Source organism: Chitinophaga sp. 10T418 (genome assembly GCF_056394125.1).
Map to the genome: position 1 here is coordinate 108,264 of NZ_JBFTHG010000005.1, position 23,603 is coordinate 131,866.

Here is a 23,603-nt window from a genome sequence, read left to right on the forward strand (position 1 = left end):
TATTACGAGATATTCATCTTTTTTTTTCAAAAAACCGATCGTTTTGCAAGGCTGATTCGTCAAAAGATAAACGCAATAAAATGATTTATCTGAAAGACAAAGTAGCCGTCGTATTTGCTGCATCCGGAGATATTGCGGGAGCAGTTTCGCGATCGTTTGCCCAACACGGGGCAAAAGTGTATGTCACCGCCCGGAACGGGGATGCTGTAAAGGCATTGGCCCAGGAGATCAAAGCGGGTGGTGGAAATGCGGAAGCCGCCAAAGTGGACGCATTGAACGAGACCGAAATAGACAACTTCTTAAAAAAGGTCGCCGCGGACAATGGCAAATTAGATGTTGTATTCAATGGAATAGCGGTTGATTACAACGAGATGGGGGGCCGCCCGCTCACAACGGTCGCTACTTTCAAACAATTTATGGCCCCTATGGAAACGATCTGCGGTTCACAATTCCTTACTTCGAGGGTAGCAGCGAAATACATGATGCAAACCCAATCCGAGGGAACTATCTTATTGCTCACGGCAGCATTATCCAGGAGCAAGCTGCCTAATGTAGCAGGCATCACGGCCGCCAGTGCAGCTATTGAGGGATTAACGCGGGTAATGGCCGCCGAATGGGGTGGAGATGGCATAAAGGTAATCGGTATTTGCCCCGGCGCCTTAATGGAGACGAAGAGGATCTCCGGATGGATTGAGGCATCTGCAAAACACCTCGGAATACCTCCGGAGCAGTTGATTGCACAGTACAAGTCCTTCGACCTGTTAAAGACGAGTCCGACATTGAAGCATGTTGGCGAAACGGCTGCTTTCCTTGCCTCTGAAACTGGTATCGCCTTCAACAGTCATATCGTTGATGTGGATTGCGGCAAGCTGAACATATTATAGTATATTAGAGGTTGCAGCCTTCCCGTGGAAGACTGCAACCTCACTTTTTATTTATTAATGAATGGAAAGGGAAGACATTCTCCAATCAGCCATATCCGGCGATATCAATGCATTCCAAATGCTGTTTGCCGAATTTCAAAACCAGCTAAAATCTTACCTGTATCGCTTACTTGCCGATCGTAATGATGTAGATGACCTAACGCATGATACATTTATCAAAGCATTTACTAAAATATCAACCTTTAAACAGGATGCTTCCCTGAAAACCTGGGTATTCAAAATAGCTACCAACCTTGCCTACGATCATCTACGGAAGTTGAAAAGATGGCAGCCTGATGCCCAGGATCGCGGAGCCGACCTGGCCATAGGTTCAGAGGAAGTCAGGCAGGCCTTCTGGAAGGTACATGATACCTCAGCGGCCGGAGCTTACGAAATGAAAGAGCATATCGACTTCTGTTTCACATGTATCTCAAAGACCCTGCTCATCGAAAATCAAGTCGCACTGATCCTGAAGGATATTTACGATTTTCAAACTAAAGAAATTTGTCTCATTCTCGGGAAGACTGAAGGAGTAATAAAACACTTGTTGAATGATGCCAGAAATACAATGACGGGTATTTTTGAAAACAGGTGCGCGTTAATTAACAAAAATGGCGTCTGCCACCAATGCAGCCATATAAATGAAATTTTCAATCCCAAACACGATCAGCAGGAGCAACTGATGAAGTTGGAATTAGTGAAAAAATCGAAAAAATATAACAGAGAGCAACTTTTTACATTGCGAACATTATTGGTAAAGGCCATCGACCCCCTGCATGCTTCTGGTACCGATCTCCACGAATCTATTATGAATTGTGTCAGAACAGCTATTGGTGAAAAAAGTGATTTTTTCGGCAAGCATCCAGATAAGGCAGAGTAGCCCCATCACAACAAAGTGCCTTGAAAATATCACCAAAGAAGAATTAGTGGTCTATATAAAAGAGTTTATGAATGGCATTTTTAGTCTCAATTAATTGCTTCGGAAAATACCGTCGGCAGCTGTTGTGATGAAAAATACATGGAGCTATCTTTTTCTTTATTTTTTCTTAGCCCAGATGTAACCTCGTCTGCTTTGGTATTCCACATCCGCATGCGGACGCCTTTCTATGGCATCAATTATCTTAAAACCCGCTCCATCAAGTAATGCTATTATATCATCCGTCTTAAAGAAGAATAAATCAACATCAATTTCCTTATCATGAGCTTTCTCAAAATGAACAACCTCATCTCCTACGTGAAAGGAAAATAAAAAATCTCCCCCTGTCTTCAATACCCTGTTTATTTCTTCGAAACACTTCCTGATCTGGTCATGGGTAAAATGGACTATCGCATAGAATGCAAGCGCACTTCCAAGATATCCTGACGGATAAGCGATATTCAACAAGTCCCCGGTTTCAAATTTAATTTCAGGGGAAAGCTTCCGGGCAGCACTGACCATTGCCGGCGATAAATCAATGCCGCAGATATCTTTCAGGCCATTGTTATACAGAAATTTTGTTGTTTGTCCAGGACCGCAGCCAAAGTCAGCACATAATCCCTTGCCTTTATTGACAGCTGCGAATTCTTTCAATAACAAGCGGTCAAAATGCTTTTTGGACAGTTCGTCCGAACGCTCAGCCGCATAGTCATCGGCGACCAGGTTATAACAGCTTAATACTTTCTCCTGTGAATTCATGTTATTCTAAGTTTTCCAATACTAACCGAATTACTTTTCCTGCTCTTACCTTTTCTATCGCTTCATTCACTTTAGTGAATRGCATAACATCCACCGCGCTCTCAATATGATGCTTTACCGAGAAATCAAGCATATCTATCATGTTCTGGCAGCTACCTACATAATTTCCATAAATAGTGCGTTGAGCATAATCATATAGCAAACCAAGGTTAATTGACTGCTTTTCCAAAGGCGTAGCCACCACACAAAACTTTCCCTGTGGTTTAAGAATTTTTAAAAAAGGATTCAGATCATACGGCACGTTCAATGTAGAGATAATAAAATCAAATTTCTTATTAATCGTTGTAAGATTATTGAGGTTTGAGCTAAGTACAAATTCAGCTCCCAACTGATTAATCATCTCTTTTTTCTCCGGAGAATGAGAAAATGCATATACCTCATGCCCCATTTTATTTAAAAACTGGATGGCCAGGTGACCAAGACCACCAGCTCCCAGGACCCCAACAACGGAGTGGGCTGGTAACTGTGCTCTTACAATTGCTGAATATACGGTAAGACCAGATGACAGCAAAGGAACCGAATTGGTTGGGTGAAGTGCTGGTGGAAGTTTAAATGCAAATCTGTTATCGACAACAATATGGTCCGCCAAACCACCATAACAATCCACACCAATTACTTTTTGCTGAGCGCAATATTGTTCGTTTCCCGCTTTGCAAAACTCACAATCAAAACAAGCCTCCTGCTGATAACCGATCCCAACGCGGTCGCCCACATTCAACGTAGTGACATTTGATCCGGTTTCTTCAACAACTCCTACAATTTCATGCCCCGGAACAAGCGGATATTTTGTATCCCCCCAATCATTACTTATGAATTGGACATCTCCCCTTGCAATAGAACAATAAATAATTTTAACCCTTACCTCATTGTCGCCAACATTTCTTTCATAATAAAATGGCTCCGCTTTTCCACCTTCTTCTTTAATTCCGTATGCTTTGATTTTCATAAATAGATAGGTTTTTTGATGTTTTTTGCTACCAGATTAGGATTATTACTTAGTTGATGCCCACCGCTTTCAATTGCGCGAAAGGTTGTCCATGGAAGTTGGTACTTGCATAATACAAAATGATCTAACGGTATCTCTTCGTCATCACGACAATGGTAAAAGAAGATACGACTATTTTTTGGAAGATTTTCCGGGAAATCTTTTTGAAGTTTTAATCCCTGTACCCAATCCGCTTTACCACTCCAGGATGGCATCGATATCAGAAAAGTTCCGGCTGCCTTTGCTGGGGCCTTATGCTCAGAGGTATTTCAACAGCAATGACGCACCCATTTAGCTGGTGGTAGTCTCTATCACAAAAGCCTTTAATCCGGCCATCTTACCATCGCGAAACCGCCAGACATCGCAGTAAGAGTAATCGACCATTATCCCGGCTTCGTTTTTCATACTGATTTTGCCGAGTGCAGTAACAAACTCATCTTCGGCGATTAGGTTTTCGACCATGAACTTTGGCGGCTCCGCATAAGCCGTTGCCATATACTGTCGAACGGCTTCCTTCCCTTGTAGTACCCTGTCACCTACAAATGTCCATACCGTATCGTCGGTGCAGAAATACAGAAATGCTTCATAGTTCCCTTCCGTGATAGCTGCGTTTGCTTTTTCCAGTATTGCCTTATTATTCTGAGTCATGTAATATCCCTGATTTTAAGTAAATACCCCGATAGACTAGATTTCCTCCTGCATGATGACTGCCGGTACCGGCATGAGAAATAAATTTAGAACATTTTTTATTCATTCTCACTACTATGCCCAACTCAAAAAAACCTCACAACAGTATCGTCGTGAGGTTCAATTTCTTTTTCCAAAGCTACATCTTACAGAAAAGGTGTATTGAGAAAGTCATTGAGAGGCTTCAGGGATTTATAAATTTCAGCAAACTTTTTTGATGCCTCTTTTTCCAAAAGCGCTTTATCAGAAACAGGATGGATAGCTACAAAGCACTTCAGTTTCAGGTATTCAGCCATGGGGTCTTCTTTTTCAAAGCCCGGGGGAACACGTTTTAGTTTCCCTTCTTCGCTCAAACCTCCGAAATAACGGCAGAAACATGCTTCGCCCACAATCTTTTGAAATGCTTCGGCATTATTGGAAATCTCTTTCCGAAGTTCTTTCAACTTATCATTTTCCAACATATAGATACCTCCTGCCAAAAAGGATTGTCCTGGCTGGATATGCAGATAGTATCCCGCTTTCTCATAACCTTTTCCCGCTACTATGTTTGCTCCGAAATTGGTTTTATAAGGCTCCTTGTTATGAGAAAACCTGGTGTCGCGGTATATCCGGAAAAGCGATTTCCCTGCATCTACGTTCCCTAATTTCTTATCAAATCCGGCCATCTCCCCTATCAGTTCTTCAACAAATGAAATAACATCTTCGCGGGCAGTCGTGTAGGGGGTTTTATGCTCATTGAACCATTCACGGTTATTGTTCCTTTCTAACTTTTTCAGAAAGTTCAGGGTAGCTATATTCATCTGTTCTAGTTAATTGAATGGAGTGCCATTTTGTTTCCTTCGGTGTCAATGAACATTCCGATATATCCTACTTCGGGACTGATGTGTGTTTTCGGAACAATTATCTTTCCATTGTTGGGTTCTACTTTGTCCAATACTGTTTGTAAGTCGTTCCCACCATTCAGGTAAGCAATGGCTCCATCTGTTGAGGGCTTGTAATCTTCGCCCTGAACGATTGCTCCCGACACGTTTGTGCCGTCTGTGGKGAAGAAGCCCATTTTTGTACCGAACATCTCTGTTTCGTTGATTTCCAACCCTAAAATGGCTTTGTAGAAAGATACCGCTCTGCTAAAATCCGTTGCAGGAATGTCGATGAAATTGATCAGATTTTCCATTATCAAATTATTTTATGTTCGGTAGCAAAGTTATTATGCGCCTGAAACATAAAATTGTAAAAATGGGACAAGGCTATTCTGTTCTGTCAAAAATCAAAGACATCTTTAAGTCATCACCATAAAATTCTTTGGGAGTCAGCCCGGTAAATTCTTTGAAATCTTTAATAAAATGTGCCTGGTCGTAATATTCGCCCTGATAAGCCAACGCAACAAGACTTGTAATTTTCCTATTCAGCAACATTTTGAGCGTGGCTTGTAGTCTAATGGTTTTTGAAAGTTGTTTCGGGCTTAAACCAATCGCTGAAGAAAATTTGCGTACCAATTGTCTGCGGTTGATATTGGTTTGTTTGGAAAGTTCGTCAACGGATAACTGTCCGTTAGCTGTCAATATAGTTTCAACAGTTGATTTTACAATATGGTCAATGGTTTCGGTATCAATCAATCGGCTTAATAAAAAAGTTTCAATCAATGCTATTCTCTCAGAAGTTGAACCAGCGGCTAAAATCTTTTTTTCGATTTCTTTTCCTTCTTTTCCAAACAGCTTTTCCAATGTAACGGCTGTATTTTCCATTTCTTTTATCGGAATGGTTGCAAAAGGCAAAAATCCGTATGGATGAAAACGAACAAAAAAAATACCTGTTTCTCCCGTCGGCTCTACTTCAAGCGGTCGTGTCAGTTGTCCTATTACAAAGCATCTAGGCAAGAAAACGATATTTCCGTTTTCGCTGTATTGTTTATACAAATCGCCGTAGTGAAAAATCATTTTCATACAGCCGTCAGGAACGATGGTATTTTTTTCGGGTGTTTTTTCTTTCGGGCTTTCCAATGTCCAATAGCATTCTACCAGTGCCGCTAAGTCTTGACTGGGTGGATAAATTTGATGATTCATTTATTGGACGACGTTTATTAAAGTACTAAACTACTTGTTTATAAATACAACCTGAGACCTTAAGCGCCAAAATATCCACGCAACAGAAAATAACCCCCTCCAATCACCAAAAGATCCAGCGCCACGACCATCAGGCTCAGAGGCCACCAAAAAATCCCCCAGTAGTTGAGGAACCTAACAGTATCTGGTTTGCCAGGCTCGAATATAAATGCAATCGTTTCACCGATCTGCCATTGTGCAGAGGAAGAACCCGATGAATGCCTATACGTAATTACTTCATGCTGACGGGTAGGAATATCGAAAACAGGAAAATAAAATGTACCCTCACTATCTTGTTTTTCAACAAGCTGAACAACAGTGCCAACAGCGCGCTCACCATCTTTTACAAATGTCAGCTTATTCCTCAGCTCTACTAATGCACCAGCTAATAATAACCCGCCAACAATTACAAAAATGAGATATATGATCATCTGCTTCGCTTTAAATAATAATACTATGTAATTACCAGGAACGTTCTTTTACTTTTCAGGTATTTCCTTTATCCGGCCAACTTATCAACGGTTTAAGAAAATAGTAACCTGCCCCCACGATAATCAACGGAATAGCGCTGGCCATAAAAATTATCGACCAGTTGAAGAGCCAGAAATAGCCCATCAACGTGGCGGAATCCGGGTTTTCAGGATTATACAGAAAGATGGCTTCTTCTCCGATATCCCAGGCTGCTGGTTTACTTGCAGCTGCATGGTGGTAAATGAGCTCGCCGTTCTCTTTTGTCTTTACTGTAAAAACCGGCGAGTAGGCATCATCAATTTCTTCCAGCGAGGTAACGGTGCCAATGGCCCGTTCGCTTTTGCTGATGAAATCAAGAGACTGTTTCAATTTGTATAATGAAACGGCAAGTAAAATGAAACCGGCTAACAAATACAGTTTGTACAACATAGGATGATTTGAATTGCATCAATTATGCAGGGCATAGAAAACCAGACTCCCCAACCGCTTCCATACACCCACATCAGAAAACGTTTAATATTTCATGCTACACTATCGCTTGCGTTGAGAGCGTTTTTTACCCTTTGGGTGCCCGAACCAATTTGACATTGAATATAAATCTACCACAAGATAACAACAAAATTTCGGGAAATTGCGGAATAGAACAACACTTGTTTTCTCATATCCGGAGCGCCTTGAAAGCCGCGCTGAGATCCTGCACCAGCGCGAAAAACAAAGAAAATAACCCCTTCTTGGTATGAATCTTGCTCAATGCATGGGCAATGGCGTAAATTAAGACTATTGGGAAAAAAGTTCAAAATTGAAAAACCATATCTTCAACGATCAATATAATCAAAAGCATAAAAATGAAATTAACCTGTTATACCCTTATTGCTTTTTCCATCCTTGTTATAGGCATCTCCAGTTGTAAAAAAGATAGAAATACAGCGTCCAATCAACCTGATGGCCCCGAAATACCCGTGTCTGAAATATATGTAGCGGGTTATGAAAGCAGCGCGGCAAAATACTGGAAAAATGGTATCGTTACCAACCTCACCGGAGGAGCCAGTGGTTATGCCACAGCTATAACTGTTGCCGGTAATGATGTATATGTAGCCGGCTGGGAAGATATTGCTGGCGGAAGAAAGCTCCAATACTGGAAAAATGGTGTAGCTACGCAACTGGCCGTTGGTGATTTCAATACACTGACAGGCGGCATTGCTGTAAATGGTAATGATGTTTACGTTACGGGAGCCCAAACAAATAGTAACGGTACCAAAGTAGGTAAATGTTGGAAGAACGGCGTGGCCACCAATCTCTCCGACGGCACAACCGGCCACCATACTAATGCAAACGGAATAGTGGTGTCAGGAAAGGATGTGTATATAGCAGGAGGCGAATTTAACGGGAGCAGGCTTGTAGCTAAATATTGGAAAAATGGAATAGCTATACCACTTACTGATGGTACTAAATCGGCACATGCCAATGCAATTGCAGTAGTGGGTAATGATGTATATGTAGCCGGATATGAATCCATATCAACTGAGGGCGGAAGCAACCCGGTTGCCAAGTACTGGAAAAATGGAGATGCGGTATCACTCACCGATGGCAGTGAATACAATGTGGCAACAGGCATTGTTGTTTCTGGGAAAAATGTATATGTATCCGGTTATCAAAATATCGGAAGCAGGGGAAATATTGCCAGGTATTGGAAAAATGGGGTTGTTAAAAATCTGGGCGATGGTACCCGAAACACCAAGGCTAATGCCATCGCTCTTTCGGGTAGTGCAGTGTACGTTGCTGGCTTCGACGGTAATTTTATCACCTACTGGAAAAATGGAGTGGCTACCCACCTTTCAAATGGTGGTAGTAGTAGCTCTGAAGGCCTGGCCATCTTTTTGAAGCAATAAAAAGGGAGATGATTCCCTTAAACATAATCTCCAATCCTGAGGAAACAAACGCCATCATCTGGTACCTATCCAAAGAGTGGATCTTACTGGGGCAGGACATAAGGATCCTTCAATCTGACAATCTTATAATGTATCCTCCGATAAAACACATACCAAAGGCAACCTGTCAAAGTATTTTCCAGGTTGCCTTGGTACAAGATAAATTGTAGTTAATCCAAACTGACCGAAAGGACTAATTACAAAGAACGTGAGGATTTGTTTCTGTAAAACAACCTGCATTAGGTAACCAGGTAGGGCATCCATAGGTAGTTCCGGGACCTCCGCCGATTAACTGATATTGTTCCTGATTGTTAAGAGGGGCAACAATTTCTCTTTGAACGAATAGTTTTTTACTTAAAGACAGCTTTTTCTTTTTCATTTTAAGGGTTTTGTTTTGTCTTAACAAAGTACGGGATAGTACTGCGGTTATTTTTCGGTAGTCATGAATGGCTATCACAACAGAATCAGAAAAGAGTCTTGTACAGATACCATATTGCGTACGGGAATCAGCAAGCGGTGGATCGTATTCAGGATATAAAGCATTGGATTTGTTTGGTATTTACAAATAGCTATTGGTACCAATTATTATTCTTTCAGGCTCAGATGATGAAAGAATTGGCATATCGGAACTGCCAGCATGTTGGGGCTAGATAGTCAACAGGATTGTCTATATAATCTATTGTATTTTTTTTATTTTCGCACTGATCTGCAACTGACACACTGTTGTCACAACCCGCTTATAACTTTGTTTCAATAAATACCCAGGATATGAAACAAACTATTCTTTTACTGAGCATCGCGATAATGGCAATGACCTCCTACGCGCAATCCAAAAAAAGCAACAATATGTTTACTGTAAAACCCTTCAAGATCAATGTGCAACAAGTTGTACTGGACGACCTCCAAAACCGCCTCCGCCAAACCCGCTGGCCTGATGCGCCTGAAAACATTGGCTGGAAATATGGTACTGATCCTGAATTTCTTAAAAGCCTCGTTGCCTATTGGCAAAATGGGTATGACTGGCGCAGCCAGGAAGCCTCCCTTAACAAGTTCCCACAGTTTACAGTGGAAATAGACAGCCTTTCCATTCATTTCCTCCATATTAAAAGTAAAAAGCCCGATGCCCCAACCCTGCTACTCATTCACGGATGGCCCGATTGCTTTTATCGCTTTCACAAAGTCATTCCACTATTAACAGACGATTACAACCTGGTAATACCTTCCATTCCCGGTTTTGGCTTTTCCAGTCATGTAGCCATGACGGACGATGGCTCTGCAAAAATTTTCGCTACGCTGATGAAAGAGGTACTTGGTTACAAAACCTTCCTGGTAGCCGGAGGAGACGTGGGTAGCGGCATCACCAAATCAATTGCTAATCTTTATCCCGAAAACGTGACAGCCATCCACTTGTCAGACGTAGGATATCCCAACGGTACGGAAGATTGGAGTACCATGTCCAAAGCCGAACAGGAATTCGGGCAGTTTATACAGCAATGGTGGTACCGGGAAGGAGCATATGCTATGCTGCACGCCACAAAACCACAAACGCAGGCTTTTGGCTTGAATGATTCCCCTGTGGGCCTGGCTTCCTGGATCGTAGAAAAATTCAATGCGTGGCGTACACCAGGCGGCGATATCGGGGATCATTTCACAAAAGATGAACTCCTCACCAACATCATGATCTATTGGGTGAGCCAGACGATTAACTCTTCTATGCGCACTTATGCCGTAGGTGCTTTTCAACAACTGGCTTCAGGCCAAAAGGTTAATACTCCCACCGGCGTTGCCATATTCGCTGGTGATGCCCCAACACCACGGGAATGGGCAGAAAGAAAAGCAAATGTCAAGCGCTTTACCGTCATAGATAAAGGCGGCCACTTTGCGGCATTGGAAACTCCGGAACTATGGGCGAAAGAAGTAGATACTTTTTTCAAAAGTACCCTGGAAAAATAACAGGAAATAATATCTTACTAAAAAAGAGAAGGCCGTACGACCTTCTCTTTTTTAGTAAGATTTCAACAGGAAAAATATAGACCAACAAGCAGCGGTGATAGCCGTTGCTTGTTGGTCTATATTATTTTCTCTGCTGATAGAACGTCTGGATACAACCGGTAATATGCGTGACCTGCTCATCCGTCAGCTCATAAAACAAGGGAAGTCTTACCAGTCTGTCTGAATAATAATCGGTATACTTCAGTTCGCGGCCATCATGCTTATCCTGATAGTAGACGGATTTATGCAGGGACAAATAATGGAAAACCGCCAGTATATCATGTTGTTTCAGCCAGGCGATGAGCGCCTGCCTTTCTTCCAGATCCCGGCACACGATGTAAAACATATGTGCGTTATTGGTAGCATAGTCCGGAATAAAAGGCAATGTGATGCGGTCTTTCAGGCTATCCAGCTCTTTTCTGTATAGCTCCCATATCTGCACTCTGCGTTGTTGTATATCTTCAATATTTTCAATCTGGGCATATAGAAAAGCGGCGATAACTTCAGAAGGCAGGAAGGAAGAGCCGATATCTACCCAGCCATATTTATCTATTTCACCGCGGAAGAAGGCGGAGCGATTGGTTCCTTTCTCCCAGATAATTTCTGCTCTCGCAATAAACTGTTCATCGTTGATGGCCAGCATACCACCTTCTCCGGCAATGATATTTTTGGTTTCATGGAAAGAGAAAGCTGCCAGGTGTCCTATAGATCCCAGCGGGCGGCCTTTGTAAGTGGCATCAATAGATTGTGCGGCATCTTCAATAACATAGAGGCCATGTTTATTGGCCACGTTCATGATCATGTCCATGTCACAGGCAATACCGGCATAATGCACGGGAACTATGGCCTTAGTGCGCGGAGTGATCAGCGATTCCAGCAATTCCGCATCTATATTGGGATTGCCTGCGCTGCTGTCGGCAAATTTAATAGTGGCGCCTCTCAGTATAAACGGGTTGGCAGTGGAAACAAAAGTATAAGAGGGGACAATGATTTCATCTCCGGGTTGTGTATTTATGAGTATGGATGCCATTTCCAGCGCATCTGTGCAGCTGGTGGTGAGCAGTGTTTTCTTAAAGCCATATTTTTTCTCCAGTGCTGCCTGGCACTTCCTGGTAAAAATCCCGTTGCCGGAAAGTTTGCCGGACAAGGCCGCCTGGTACATATAGTGGGCTTCTTTACCGGTGAGGTATGGCTTATTAAATGGTATCATATGCATGGCTTATTAAAAAAGTAAATCATGACCGTTCAGGCCAGAAATGATAAAAGTATATGGTATTCTCTACAACGCATCCGCTTTTCTCATACAGGGCACAGGCCGGGCGGTTCAGCCCCTGTGTAACTACCTGCATGGATGTATATCCCTGTGAAGCGCTCCAGTGTTCTGCAGCCGCCATCAGTGCGGTACCGATGCCCATTCCACGGTAGCGTTCATCTACCGCAAGCAGTCCTATGTCTCCCCTCCCATTTTTCTCTCCCAGTGTTACCACACCTGCGATCTTTTCTTCTACCTGATATATCAGTACTTCCTTCGCAATAGTCCGGTTAAGGGAGTTGTTCATCCAGATAGTATACAACGCTTCAAATTTACTGCCGCCAATACGGGGGTCCCTGTTAAACCTGGACCAGATCCCGCTTTGAATGGCCAGCTGTTTCAGCTGTTCATCCGGCACACCAGCCCTGCAGCTGGAAATATGCTCCGGCAGGATGCCGGTACGGATGTTATGTTTGACATAAATAGTTTTAATGTCTGCTTCGAAGCCGTGGAAAGATTGCAGTGCCGGCGATTCCAGCGCTACCTTTGCTGCACCAGGATAGTACACCAGCCGTGCAGAAGCGGGTATTGCCGTCAACAGCGCTGCCAGCTCCGTTTCGCTGCCGGCCTGCCGGTTGATCCGGTATACTTCAAATCCCAGAAAATCACTATCCCATTCCAATAATTCAAACGGCTTCATTACACAATTGTTTTTATGACAACATCTCCTGTAATACCTGCATCTTTCTTTCGGTATCAAAGAAAGCATATACAGTGCTGTTATGATGAAGAAATGCTTTCAGGCTGCGGAAAAAGAGTGTCAAATATAAATAAAATATACTAATTAAGGAGGGTGTTTTATTAAGTTAAAATCACAGCAATAGAAAAAGAGTGCGAAAAACGCGCAACTGCAGAGGTTTTTTCCACTACACATTATAGACAGTTGGAACAATTAAATGGTAAATTTCAGGTGAATCTAAGTTCAATAAAATCCCCCTTTTAAGGAACCTGGAAGGTGCCCATCGATGAATTACAGAGAGAAAAGTCACACTAAATCAAGTATTGCAGGTGTAACCTTTTATGTTACCATTCACGGATCAAGTTGAAAACCTGGGGAATCTCTTTTTTCAATATGCTCTAAATGCCCATACATTCGCATTTGTCATTCTCAAATCCCCATCGAACTATCGCTGAATATTATGCAATACTCATTACACTGGTTTTAGATAATCTTCAATTTGCCCCGAAAACAGGTTCCCCGGATTATCTTATATTTATAGTAATCAAAATCATCTCCCATGGCAAAACAAATGTCTATCTTTCCCTTTACGGGAAAACTCGGTCCTCTCATCGGCTATAAGCGCAATGGCAACTACTTCCTGCGCAGCATGCCTGAAAGCGTACGGCAAACCACTGCTACCCGCCGCGCATCCCGGCGCTTTGGCATCGCCAGCAGGAAAGGTGCTTTTATCCGTCATGCTTTCTACCCCAACCTGGATATCCATTGTGATGGCGCCCACATCAATCGTCTCAACAGGGTACTCATTGCTGCCGGCGATCACCATGCGGCCATCACAGGCTTCCGCTTCAATCAGCATGCCGGAGTAGATCGTTTCTTTCCGGTGGCTCCCCGGCTTTTGAACAACGGGATATTAAATATTCCTGCACAAACCATCGCCGGGTATCAAGGTATTGCTGCCCTGGAAGTAAAAGTGATCGCAACGCGTATTGATTTTATATCACGCCAGGTGGCGGGTAGCGAAACGGTTACGCTAACGGTAGCCCCCGATACCACTTTCCAGGAAACAAATGTTTCACTGGATGTACCCGGGAAGGGTTCACTGATAGTAGTTTTCCAGGTAAGAGCGACGTACAAAGATAGCCCATCCCGCAGCAGGCAATATATGGCGGCCGATATTATTGCGGTGGCAGCACCACAGGTACCCAAACAGGCTAATAAACGTACTTACCCCAAGCGGACGAAATTGCTTCCCAAACTCACTTATACACATGCCTATCCAGCTGTTATTCAACTGGAATAAAGCGATCTTGCCCCGGAGATATTTTGATCAATAATCCCTTTATACCTGCTTTCTTTCAATAGTATATTTCTTTCCGCAGCTACCCGCTGATGCTGAAGCAGCTCTGCTATGCCTGGTTCTGACCTCCATCCATTTGCTGATGCAATTTCATCGGGGTTATACATCCGAAACTCATCCCCGCATCAAGTCCACCTCTCCTGCACTACTTCTGTAGGTACTAAGCCGGTGCTAAGCATAGCCTGGACAGCGACTACATAATGACGATACTCTTTGTAGGTAATATTGACCATGATGATGAGTGTTCTTAATGCCCTATAAACTTCAGGCTTAAAATTTACTCTATCCCCGAGTTTTCAACTTGATCCCCCATTCACCTTAGTTTTAAATGATAAACCTTTGTAGCCCAAAATCAGCAAAGCCGCGTAAATCGTGCGATTTATGCAGCTTTGATACTGTTTGTATTCTTTGTTGTGATCCCTGTGATACAAAAATCAAACTATTTCATCCCGGAATTATGCCAAATAAGTTTCTTATAAAAAATTAAATAATTTACTCAAAATGAATATAATCTTCCGTATATCCTTCTTCATCGAAGATAAATCCCCCACCCGGGACTGTTTAAACAACTTTGTAAATCTATTTAATAAAGAAACATATCATCCATTATCATCAACTTCCTCCAATAACTCGTCAGTACTATAATACTCAGTCACAAAATATCCAGATTTACAATTGAGTGTACTAGCTATAGCTCTACCATTAGTGTTCCAAAAATTGGTGCTCCTACTTTAGTTCCTTTATTAGGCAAAGGATGCCTGGCTCTAGCAGCTGGCATACTTGTTTTAATGTAATTACTGTCTTGAGTAATGTACTAAAACTGCACCGCAGGCAAACGCTTTACACGCTACAAGTTTTAACGCTAATTCGTTTTTCAAAGGATTGAAGGTTTGTTGTCCGTTACCTAATGCAGCAGGGTTTGCAAGCACATAATACTCATCGATTAAATCATGTTGTATTAGTGATGATACAAATGAATCGCCGCCATACACAATGATGTCTTTCCCATCTTTATTTTTCAGTGCTTTTATTGCTTCTGCTAAATTGCCATTTATAATGATTGTATTGTCCCACTTGCTGTCCTTGAGGGTATTTGAAAAAATTGCATTTGGAATTTCTGCAAACCGTCTTCCAAGTTTGTGCTCATCATCATTGGGATTGTTTGCCACTTCAGTCCAATATGGAATAAACCCTTCCCCGGTTTTTCTCCCATGCAGAATACAGTCTACATTGGCGAGATTGTCAATACTAAAGTCTGACATTCCGCTGTCCCACTTATTGTCAAGTAAAATGTTCATTTGTAATTTTATCTTTCTCATTTTATTAGTTTTTACAAAAGTAATTAGGTCGTCTTACAACCGAGGTAGGCTATTGCGACATTTTAAGAGTTATTTACGACAAGTAGTGTGGTCGTTTTTGCTTGCCGCTAACATTATTAATCCTTTTAAGTGGAGCTTGACGTGCCTACCCAAATCCTTGAATATTTGAGAAGTCGTTAAGCATTACCAGTACCGGTGGTGTCGCCCAGTGCTATCTTTTAGTAGTAAATCCTATAAAATTGCTGGTCTCTGTTTCTGGAACCGTAAGAAGTTACGCATTGATGATAGTCTACCCGAAAATCACGGGAATGTAGCAGACCTCAACCAACGCCTGCAAACCAGTATACGCATTGCACAGGACATGCTTACTTATGCCATGAAAGAAAAAATAAAGGATCTTATTTCTTTTCTTAAGCACACCTTTAAGCCGGACCTTGACCCGAAAATCCTTGCCTCTACAGCCAAAGAGGCTGCCGCCAGACAGCCCTTACAGGACTCGACCCCATCACAATTGATTATTAGCAATTCACAAAATAAGGAGATTTAAGAAGGAATCAATTGAACATAAAAAGCCTCCAAATCCAATGACTTGAAGACTTTTAAATTATCAGGTGATCCCTATGATACGAATCTGGAACCAATTTATTCAAGACTTGAAAAAATCAGGTGATTTAAAGGAGGAAAAACACAGCATTAAAACCCGGCCCCTGTACTGTAATTTATTCATGCCATTAACTTACCAGGCTTACTTTTGCAACAGTATAAGGCTCTGGTATATGATCAGGAGGAACTGAACAAGTATGGCTTTGGGCAAGGAGGAAAGGGCTTAAATGTAGTAAGAACAATTTCTGGGTAGCAATCCGAAATCCTATCTATTGCGAAAAAATACTCATCACAGCTTACAAGAATGAGCCAGCAAAATTTGTATCTGGGCGACATGAGCCTTTAGTAAGTGAAGCATTGTTTCAACTAGCCCAGGAAGCCATTGATGGCAGGAAAAGAAAAAGCGCCACCAAAACAGTCTCCGAAGATAAACTTCCGCTTAGGTTTTTTATTATGTCCCAAATGCAATAAAGCACTAACCGGAAGTGCATCTAAAAGCCGATCTGATTATCATTACAATTATCATTGTACGTCTGTATGCGTTTTTCGGGTAAAAGCTGAAATTGCCTTTACTTTCTACGATCAGAAGTAATGGAATCAAAAGAAAAAGCCCAAGCTATAAGAAGGATGGGCTAGCCATATTTTGTAAAAGCACCGGTTTGATCTGACAGTGGGATCACTGTCAGAGCTTTTACACTTAAACTAATCACCAGGGCATCGCTTAATTATTTTACTTAGCTTATTTTGTTTCTATACTATATAAGTTTCCAGATGTTTGTTTACACTTGCAGGACTGGCGAAAACTCAGCACCAAAAAAAATAACGAAGCAGGCCATAAATGGGCTGCTTCGTTATTTTTTTGGTATTAATAAAATAAACTTAACGCCTTTAAAATTAGCAAAATTGGTTCGATAATGCTCTCCTGATGCGTTTATGAGTGGCATAGATTCTCATTATTTAATACTCAATGGTAACGTTTTGGGGTATCTCGAAAAAATACCTACTTCTGAAGGTAATTTTCCTTCCGCAAACTCTATTATATCGGCATAATCAAGTAACCCGTTAATCGCAATATTCATTTCCAGTTTAGATAATTGCGATCCTAAACAAAAATGCCTCCCCAAACCAAAAGTACGCAAATTTGAAGCACCTGTAAATGTTGTTTTTACGTCTAGATTGCTTCTAAAAATATTAAAAATATCCGGGTCCTGAAATTGCGAGCTATCTCTGTTAGCAGCGCCTAACATACATAATACATTAGCATTGGCAGGTATTCTTCCTCCACTCAAAATCACTTCTTCAGTAGTTATTCTGATAACCATGTGGATAGGTGGAGAAAACCTGAGTGATTCACAAATAGCCAGGTCCACCAAACTTCTATCTTTTCGTATTGATTCCATTTGTTCAGGATGCATAACGAGGTTTCTAACCATATTTGCAAGCGCTTTATCAGTTGTTTCTCCTCCTGCAAGTAGCAGCAAGCTGCAGAAGCCCTTTATAAAATCATAAGGTAATAATTCTCCATCAATATCAGCGCTGCATAAGGTAGATAATAAATCATTCTTAGGATTCTTTTGGCGTTGCAGGATATGGGAGCGAATATATTCGCCAAATTCATCCCGTGCAATAAACCCCTGTTGTTTTACCTCCTCCTCATTTTTTATGTTTTGGAAATATGCCGAAAACTGCATATACCACTCGCTGAATAATGGTAGATCATTTTCTGGGAGATCTAAAAGAAGCGAAATAACACTTATAGGAAATACTTTTGAAAAATCATTTCTATAATCAATCAGCGCCTTCCCTTTCATTTTTCCATACAATTTATCAGCGCATTTTTGAATCTCCTGATAAAAATTATCCATTAATTCCTTATTCCTGAAAAAAGGGATAATCGTATTTCGATGAGCAGAATGCTCTTTTCCATCCATTTCTGCAATAGTTTTACCGTGTATCGGCCCTAACTGCCATTGATAGCTCGCATTGGAAAATGCCGATGAGTCCTTCAGGGCTTTTCCAACATCATCCCATCGGCTGATTACATAGGATTGGGAAGCTTCATGAAAGAACAATGGGAGGTCATTCCGCATCTTTTCATAGAATAAATATGGGTTATCTTCATATTCTTTAGAAAAAATTTCTATTTCATTTTTCATCAGGAGAAATTTATTGTTTGAATAAATGGCTATTAATTAGTGCCCCTGCATACTCTCTGGCTTCGGCATCGCACTCAAAATAATCAGCCAGGGAAGGTGTTTGAATGAAGGAAATGTTGTCCATCGTTTCTTCTATTACTGCTGTCATTTGTAAAAAACCGATCCTCTCATTCAGAAAAGCATTAACCGCCACTTCATTAGCTGCATTCATTATGCAGGGGGCATTTCCTCCCTTATAGAGAGCTGAGATTGCTACTGCAAGGTTTCTGAATGTCTTAATATCAGGCTCTTCAAAAGTGAGGGCTGGGCAAATATTGAAGCTAAGACGGGGATAATTATTATCTAATCTATCAGGGTATCCTAATGCATATTGAATAGGTAATTTCATATCAGGTAAGCCCATTTGAGCCTTTATAGAACCGTCTGTAAACTGTACTAAAGAGTGAATAATTGATTGTGGATGAACAACTACTTCTATTTGTGCCGGCGTAAGGTCAAAAAGCCACCTGGCTTCGATCATTTCCAGCCCCTTATTCATCAGCGTGGCCGAATCTATTGTAATTTTAGCTCCCATATTCCAATTCGGATGCTTTAACGCCTGCTCCTTTTTAACACATTTCAAAAACTCATTACATTTACCCCTAAAAGGTCCGCCAGAAGCAGTTATAATTATTTTTTCCACCTTATGAGGATGTTCTCCCCGTAAGCATTGATAAATAGCAGAGTGTTCAGAATCAACGGGCAATATATCTGTATTATTCCGGTGCGCAGCGGCTTTAATAAGATCCCCGGCAACAACAAGCGTTTCCTTATTTGCCAGTGCCACTGTGATACCCTGCTCAACGGCGGCCAGTGTAGGACCAAGTCCTGCAAATCCCATAATAGAAGCGACCATAATATCGGTGGAAGTCCATGCCGCCACTTCTCTCATTGCTTTACTTCCAGCAAAAACTTTAATACCTCTTCGTGCCAGCACATCTTTTACCAGCAGATATTTTTCCTCATTGCCAATTACGACAGCCTGCGGATAAAATTTCAGTGCCTGGGATATTAGCAGGTCAGCATTATTCTGGGCAGTTAAAACATTTATGGCAAATCTGCCAGGATGGGCAGCAATTACCTCTAGTGCCTGGACACCGATCGACCCAGTAGATCCAAAAATGGAGATATTTTTATGATACATTCTGGTTAATATTAGAAATTAGAAATCTAACCGGATTACTAAATATAGTAATGGTGCAAACTTTGGAGCCTGTCTTGGGGTTGTTGAGTTAACTGTCGCACTACACTATGTATTGAATACGACCTATGATCAATGTGTATGGGATAATGGCGTTTCCTGCGTAACCATTTTATCGAAAATTAAAAAGAGGAATGTATATTTTCATCAAAATCGGGATCAATCCACATACCTGATGCTTTTATAAGTTCAATTAGCGATGCTACAGCAACGTTACTGTCGATATTCCGTCTAACTACTTCTTTCCCTTTATATAAAGATACTCTTCCTCGCCCACTGCCTACATAACCAAAATGGGCATCTGCCATCTCACCCGGGCCATTTACAATGCATCCCATAATAGCAATCTTTACATCTTTTAGGTGATCTGTGGCCGCCCGAATACGACTTGTAATTTCCTGCAGATCGAATAATGTGCGCCCACATGAAGGGCAGGAAACATATTCCGTGGCCGAAATCCTGGTATGTGTAGCCTGCAAAATCCCGAATGCAATGTTGCTTAATGTGCCTGAAATATCAGGTACAGTTTTACCTGTTGCTTTCAGCCATAGTCCGCTTCCCCATCCGTTCAATATCAACACGCCGGTATTTATAGCCACATGCAGGAGTAGTTTGTCGTACCTGGCACCAGCAGCATTACACTGAAGTATGAACGGAATGTTAACTGCTTCTTTTCTTAAACGGCTAAATGTCTGCACCACTTTACTAATATCGACGGAATCTTCCACATGTATCAGAAATACTATAGTATTGCTTTCGTCAAATCTATTATTAGCAATAAAAGCAAGAATATCATCTGCATCTATCTCTATCACATTCATGATAGCCGACCGCACTTCTCCATATAAATATTCCTGAGGGGTAAACAGTGGGAAGTAATTTTCTTTATCCGCTATGTTTTTCCATAGCGCACCAGGTGTGATTACCTTTAGTGCCCCTGGTAAAGGAAACAATGCGGGATGCATTGTAAAAATATAGTCTGCCGCCTGATTGGCAATACTCCACTTCCCGACATCAGGATTGTAGCTATATCCAATTTCATTAAGTTTCTGGAGTGGGAAATTATGCAGATGGGAGTAGTCAGCAATGACAACGGGCACTTTGTTTCCGCCTATATTGCATACCACTTGTGTCAAATCTCTGTCATTGCTATTTGTGTCAAAAATTTGTTTTTCCCTCCTATTTGTCAGGGCTTCAACGCTGGTATATCTCGTAATAAGATGACGACAAAAAGAGACTTCCTCTACTGGATCTTCTGTGAGTGACACCCTTATAGTATCTCCAATTCCATCTTCCAATAAAGTGCCTATACCAATAGCGGACTTGAGCCTTCCGGCCAGTCCATCCCCTGCTTCCGTTACACCAAGATGAAGTGGATAACAGTGCCCCAATTCGTCCTGCATTGTCCGAACCAATAAATGGTAAGCTTCCACCATTATAAGCGGCCGGCTGGATTTCATACTTAGAATAATATTTCTGAAATGATGTCTTTCTGCTATACGCAAAAACTCCATAGCACTTTCTACCATACCAACCGGTGTATCACCGAACCTACTCATAATTCTATCACTCAAAGATCCGTGATTGGTTCCAATGCGTAAAGCGGTACCATACTCCTTGCATATTTTCACCAAAGGTGAAAATATACGCTCTATGCGATCTAATTCAGCATTATAATTATCATCTGTATAATTAATTATTTCAAATTTCTTTCTGTCAGCATAGTTGCCAGGATTAATTCTGACTTTTTCTACTATTCTGGCTGCTATTTCAGCTGCCCTGGGAGTAAAATGAATATCAGCAACAAGTGGAATATGACAATGTTCCTCTCTAAGCTTATTTTTAATAGCGAGCAGGTTTTCAGCATCCCGTTGTCCAGGTGCGGTAATACGAACAAGATCGGCCCCGGCAGCGGCGCAAGCAATTACTTGTTTTACGGTGGCCATTGTATCCATCGTATCTGTTGTTGTCATTGTTTGGATTCGTATAGGATGTAAATGACCAAACAATAAGTCGCCTGCACTTACCTCAATCGTCTTTAGGCGTTCCTTTCTCTCCGTTCCATCGCTACTATTCACTTTCATACGATTATTTTTTTAAGATTAACTAATGCCGGCGTATCAATAACTGGTGAGTCACCTCCACCAGCTTCCCGCAAAGGGAAGCTGAGACATCTATCATATTCATACATTTAAAAGCCATCTCAATATATTTTCGATAGTGAAATATTCACTACCTGTTTTTAATGATAAAGTGAATGAAATTTGACAAAAGGCAGACTTACGGATGAAGGAGCACAGAAGTAATAATGGCTGATTTAATTGTACTGCCTTTAAAATAAATTGGATTATGGTAATTGCATTGCAGCGGTAATCAGTTACCGCCTATAATAAAGGCTGAGAAAAAATATCAAATATGAACTTGGATGTGCAAGAAAAAACAGGAAGAAATACTTTCAATTATATGCCAAAATATAAGTAGGAAGTCGGCAACTTTTTTTTATATTTAAAGGAATGGCTTCGCCAGCATCCTGCTACAATTACGCTCAATAAACAATATTCACCAGCAGATAAACCACTCTTGTAAAAATAATATTAAATACTGTACTATAAACGCGCTGGTCTAAAAAAATGGAAATGTCACCAAATCCGGGGCATCATCGTCAGTTCCGTATCATTAGGCCGCAGGAGATAAAATCGAAATATTACGAAGGCAATAACTACGTTTTCTTTTGTTGTTAATAATCTGTTCTATACTTTTCCATTGCGAATCGCTCAGTAAGGTGAATTTTGTTCCCATAGTTTGTTTCTTGTAAATCCAAACTAAGTGATCGATTCATTTTTTCTAATTTTCCCTCTCAAATTTTCAAATAAGCTCTCCGTTTACTGTGAATAAAGATCTTGTTAAAGACCTGGTAATTGTCCGGGATCTCAGTAGAAAAGAAGTACAACGAGAGGTATTACGCGGAATGGATGAACGATCTATCCAGGCGTGGTTGCCGGGATTTATTTTTATAGAGGTAGTTGTCAGTCCACAGGAAAAATACACAAGCAAGTTAATATTGCATAAATATCCCTTCTCTAAAGAATGTCACAACTGAATTAGTGGCATCTATTTTTTTATTGGAACGCAAGGGAAATGCAGTATGGATACGTACTTTTACCAAGAGCAAAATTTCGACGGTAAATATTATTTAAGAAATAGTAAATGTAACAAGGTATTGGCGAAGCCATTTTAAGAAGTATAAACTTTGTTACCACTAGTATTTATTTGCTAATATCAAAAGACGTCACCCCGCTCTTGCCCTTATAAATTCCCCCTAAATATTGAGCAATTCCAATACTGTTTCCCAATGCCTCCTGTCTTGATTAATTCATTTAATTAGTTTGACTATACCTCTTTTTCGATTCAAAGGAGTATGCATTTCTAATGCTACCTGTTATAAATCCTTTTTAGCAGAATCTATCCGCCAATTCCGCCAGGAAACTAATGAAAATCTATAACCCAAACCCTGTTTTATGCCGAAAAACCACTGGAAGATTATTTACACCTATGCTCATTACGAAAAAAAAGTGCTTGCTAGTCTTACAAAATTAACCTGTGAATCATATCTGCCATTATATCTGGTGAAGAGAAGATGGCGTGACCGGATTAAAGTATTGAGTAAACCACTTTTTCCTAATTATCTCTTTGTATTACCGTCAGATGAGCTAAAGTATGAAATCCTGAAAATACCCGGCGTAGTAAAGTATGTGGTCTTTGACGGAGAAGTTGCGACTATCTCTGCGGAGGAAATTACGGAGATCAGGCAGTTAACAGACCTGCAACATACACTTGTCAGGAAAGGGAAAGTGGATATTGAAGGTGCTACCATAGTTATGCTGGAAGGCTCCATGAAAGGGCTTCGTGGCAGTATTATCAGGCGTCTCAATGCCTCTTTCATTGAAGTAATGTTTGAATCATTGGGTCATCTTGTTACCCTGAATATTGAAAATAATATGATAAGGATAATCGAGCATAAGAAGACAACCTGATGCTTCCTAATACATAAATACGTATCATTCCCGGAACGTCTTTAGCGTAATGAATATTACGTCGGGTTTCTTATGTC

At 41.1% G+C, this 23,603-nt stretch carries 22 protein-coding genes and 1 pseudogene; 8 read left to right on the forward strand and 15 right to left on the reverse strand.

Features of this window, described 5'->3' with window-relative positions; translation table 11 throughout:
• The first annotated feature begins 80 nt into the window (after nt 1–80).
• Both AC1DCV_RS15770 and AC1DCV_RS15775 read left to right on the forward strand, forming a co-directional pair.
• The gene (locus tag AC1DCV_RS15770) at nt 81–884 is read left to right on the forward strand and encodes an SDR family NAD(P)-dependent oxidoreductase (protein ID WP_477024033.1); all 804 of its coding nucleotides are present in this window, start codon (nt 81–83) and stop codon (nt 882–884) included.
• A 61-nt stretch (nt 885–945) separates the two neighbouring features.
• Nucleotides 946–1,803, forward strand: a complete 858-nt coding sequence (locus tag AC1DCV_RS15775; protein ID WP_477024034.1) for an RNA polymerase sigma factor — start codon at nt 946–948, stop codon at nt 1,801–1,803.
• A gap of 156 nt (nt 1,804–1,959) precedes the next feature.
• On the opposite strand, the gene AC1DCV_RS15780 is transcribed toward AC1DCV_RS15775, so the two are convergent.
• From AC1DCV_RS15780 to AC1DCV_RS15815, 8 genes are all read right to left on the reverse strand, one after another.
• Nucleotides 1,960–2,598, reverse strand: coding sequence for a class I SAM-dependent methyltransferase (locus tag AC1DCV_RS15780; protein WP_477024035.1), 639 nt, complete (start codon nt 2,596–2,598; stop codon nt 1,960–1,962).
• A gap of 1 nt (nt 2,599) precedes the next feature.
• Entirely contained in the window at nt 2,600–3,604 is a 1,005-nt protein-coding gene (locus tag AC1DCV_RS15785) for an NAD(P)-dependent alcohol dehydrogenase (RefSeq protein ID WP_477024036.1), read from the reverse strand.
• Nucleotides 3,605–3,934: 330 nt separating this feature from the next.
• Nucleotides 3,935–4,291 carry a nuclear transport factor 2 family protein gene (locus tag AC1DCV_RS15790; RefSeq protein WP_477024037.1) on the reverse strand — a complete coding sequence of 119 codons (357 nt, stop codon included), beginning with the start codon at nt 4,289–4,291 and terminating at the stop codon, nt 3,935–3,937.
• A 185-nt stretch (nt 4,292–4,476) separates the two neighbouring features.
• Nucleotides 4,477–5,130, reverse strand: coding sequence for a DUF2461 domain-containing protein (locus AC1DCV_RS15795; protein WP_477024038.1), 654 nt, complete (start codon nt 5,128–5,130; stop codon nt 4,477–4,479).
• A gap of 5 nt (nt 5,131–5,135) precedes the next feature.
• Nucleotides 5,136–5,504, reverse strand: a complete 369-nt coding sequence (locus tag AC1DCV_RS15800) for a VOC family protein (protein WP_477024039.1) — start codon at nt 5,502–5,504, stop codon at nt 5,136–5,138.
• A gap of 73 nt (nt 5,505–5,577) precedes the next feature.
• On the reverse strand, nt 5,578–6,393 hold the full coding sequence (locus tag AC1DCV_RS15805; protein ID WP_477024040.1) for a DUF6597 domain-containing transcriptional factor: 816 nt from the start codon (nt 6,391–6,393) through the stop codon (nt 5,578–5,580).
• Between the two features lie 59 nt (nt 6,394–6,452).
• Nucleotides 6,453–6,863 (reverse strand): DUF3592 domain-containing protein, encoded by a 411-nt coding sequence (locus tag AC1DCV_RS15810; protein WP_477024041.1) that lies wholly within the window; start codon nt 6,861–6,863, stop codon nt 6,453–6,455.
• Nucleotides 6,864–6,918: 55 nt separating this feature from the next.
• Entirely contained in the window at nt 6,919–7,272 is a 354-nt protein-coding gene (locus AC1DCV_RS15815) for a DUF3592 domain-containing protein (protein WP_477024042.1), read from the reverse strand.
• A 476-nt stretch (nt 7,273–7,748) separates the two neighbouring features.
• Here AC1DCV_RS15815 and AC1DCV_RS15820 point away from each other — a divergent pair, with 476 nt between their 5' ends.
• A complete protein-coding gene (locus AC1DCV_RS15820; protein WP_477024043.1) occupies nt 7,749–8,792 on the forward strand; it encodes a hypothetical protein in 1,044 nt (347 codons plus the stop codon).
• Between the two features lie 232 nt (nt 8,793–9,024).
• Here AC1DCV_RS15820 and AC1DCV_RS15825 read toward each other — a convergent pair whose 3' ends face one another.
• Nucleotides 9,025–9,210 (reverse strand): class I lanthipeptide, encoded by a 186-nt coding sequence (locus AC1DCV_RS15825; RefSeq protein WP_477024044.1) that lies wholly within the window; start codon nt 9,208–9,210, stop codon nt 9,025–9,027.
• Nucleotides 9,211–9,599: 389 nt separating this feature from the next.
• Here AC1DCV_RS15825 and AC1DCV_RS15830 point away from each other — a divergent pair, with 389 nt between their 5' ends.
• The gene (locus AC1DCV_RS15830) at nt 9,600–10,784 is read left to right on the forward strand and encodes an epoxide hydrolase family protein (protein WP_477024045.1); all 1,185 of its coding nucleotides are present in this window, start codon (nt 9,600–9,602) and stop codon (nt 10,782–10,784) included.
• A 121-nt stretch (nt 10,785–10,905) separates the two neighbouring features.
• On the opposite strand, the gene rffA is transcribed toward AC1DCV_RS15830, so the two are convergent.
• Together rffA and AC1DCV_RS15840 are read right to left on the reverse strand one after the other, a co-directional pair.
• Complete coding sequence (gene rffA, locus AC1DCV_RS15835) at nt 10,906–12,033, reverse strand: dTDP-4-amino-4,6-dideoxygalactose transaminase (protein WP_477024046.1); 1,128 nt, start codon at nt 12,031–12,033, stop codon at nt 10,906–10,908.
• Between the two features lie 25 nt (nt 12,034–12,058).
• The gene (locus AC1DCV_RS15840; protein WP_477024047.1) at nt 12,059–12,775 is read right to left on the reverse strand and encodes a GNAT family N-acetyltransferase; all 717 of its coding nucleotides are present in this window, start codon (nt 12,773–12,775) and stop codon (nt 12,059–12,061) included.
• Nucleotides 12,776–13,373: 598 nt separating this feature from the next.
• On the opposite strand from AC1DCV_RS15840, the gene AC1DCV_RS15845 reads away from it, so the two are divergent.
• On the forward strand, nt 13,374–14,117 hold the full coding sequence (locus tag AC1DCV_RS15845) for a hypothetical protein (RefSeq protein WP_477024048.1): 744 nt from the start codon (nt 13,374–13,376) through the stop codon (nt 14,115–14,117).
• Nucleotides 14,118–14,968: 851 nt separating this feature from the next.
• On the opposite strand, the gene AC1DCV_RS15850 is transcribed toward AC1DCV_RS15845, so the two are convergent.
• Complete coding sequence (locus AC1DCV_RS15850; RefSeq protein WP_477024049.1) at nt 14,969–15,493, reverse strand: dihydrofolate reductase family protein; 525 nt, start codon at nt 15,491–15,493, stop codon at nt 14,969–14,971.
• Nucleotides 15,494–16,318: 825 nt separating this feature from the next.
• Between AC1DCV_RS15850 and AC1DCV_RS15855 the strand changes: the two are divergent.
• A pseudogene (locus AC1DCV_RS15855) lies at nt 16,319–16,567 on the forward strand (recombinase family protein); the annotation flags it as partial.
• Between the two features lie 482 nt (nt 16,568–17,049).
• Here the strand turns inward: AC1DCV_RS15855 and AC1DCV_RS15860 are convergent.
• The gene (locus AC1DCV_RS15860) at nt 17,050–18,252 is read right to left on the reverse strand and encodes a cytochrome P450 (protein WP_477024050.1); all 1,203 of its coding nucleotides are present in this window, start codon (nt 18,250–18,252) and stop codon (nt 17,050–17,052) included.
• Between the two features lie 10 nt (nt 18,253–18,262).
• Nucleotides 18,263–19,435: a 1-deoxy-D-xylulose-5-phosphate reductoisomerase gene (locus AC1DCV_RS15865; protein ID WP_477024051.1), complete on the reverse strand. Its 1,173-nt coding sequence runs from the start codon at nt 19,433–19,435 to the stop codon at nt 18,263–18,265.
• A 34-nt stretch (nt 19,436–19,469) separates the two neighbouring features.
• Between AC1DCV_RS15865 and AC1DCV_RS15870 the strand changes: the two genes are divergently transcribed.
• Nucleotides 19,470–19,679 (forward strand): 1-deoxy-D-xylulose-5-phosphate synthase N-terminal domain-containing protein, encoded by a 210-nt coding sequence (locus AC1DCV_RS15870; RefSeq protein ID WP_477024467.1) that lies wholly within the window; start codon nt 19,470–19,472, stop codon nt 19,677–19,679.
• Here AC1DCV_RS15870 and ispG read toward each other — a convergent pair.
• On the reverse strand, nt 19,615–21,576 hold the full coding sequence (gene ispG, locus AC1DCV_RS15875; protein WP_477024052.1) for a (E)-4-hydroxy-3-methylbut-2-enyl-diphosphate synthase: 1,962 nt from the start codon (nt 21,574–21,576) through the stop codon (nt 19,615–19,617). The genes AC1DCV_RS15870 and ispG overlap by 65 nt on opposite strands.
• 1,434 nt (nt 21,577–23,010) lie before the next feature.
• Here ispG and nusG point away from each other — a divergent pair.
• Nucleotides 23,011–23,526: a transcription termination/antitermination protein NusG gene (gene nusG, locus AC1DCV_RS15880; protein ID WP_477024053.1), complete on the forward strand. Its 516-nt coding sequence runs from the start codon at nt 23,011–23,013 to the stop codon at nt 23,524–23,526.
• Nucleotides 23,527–23,603 lie beyond the last annotated feature (77 nt).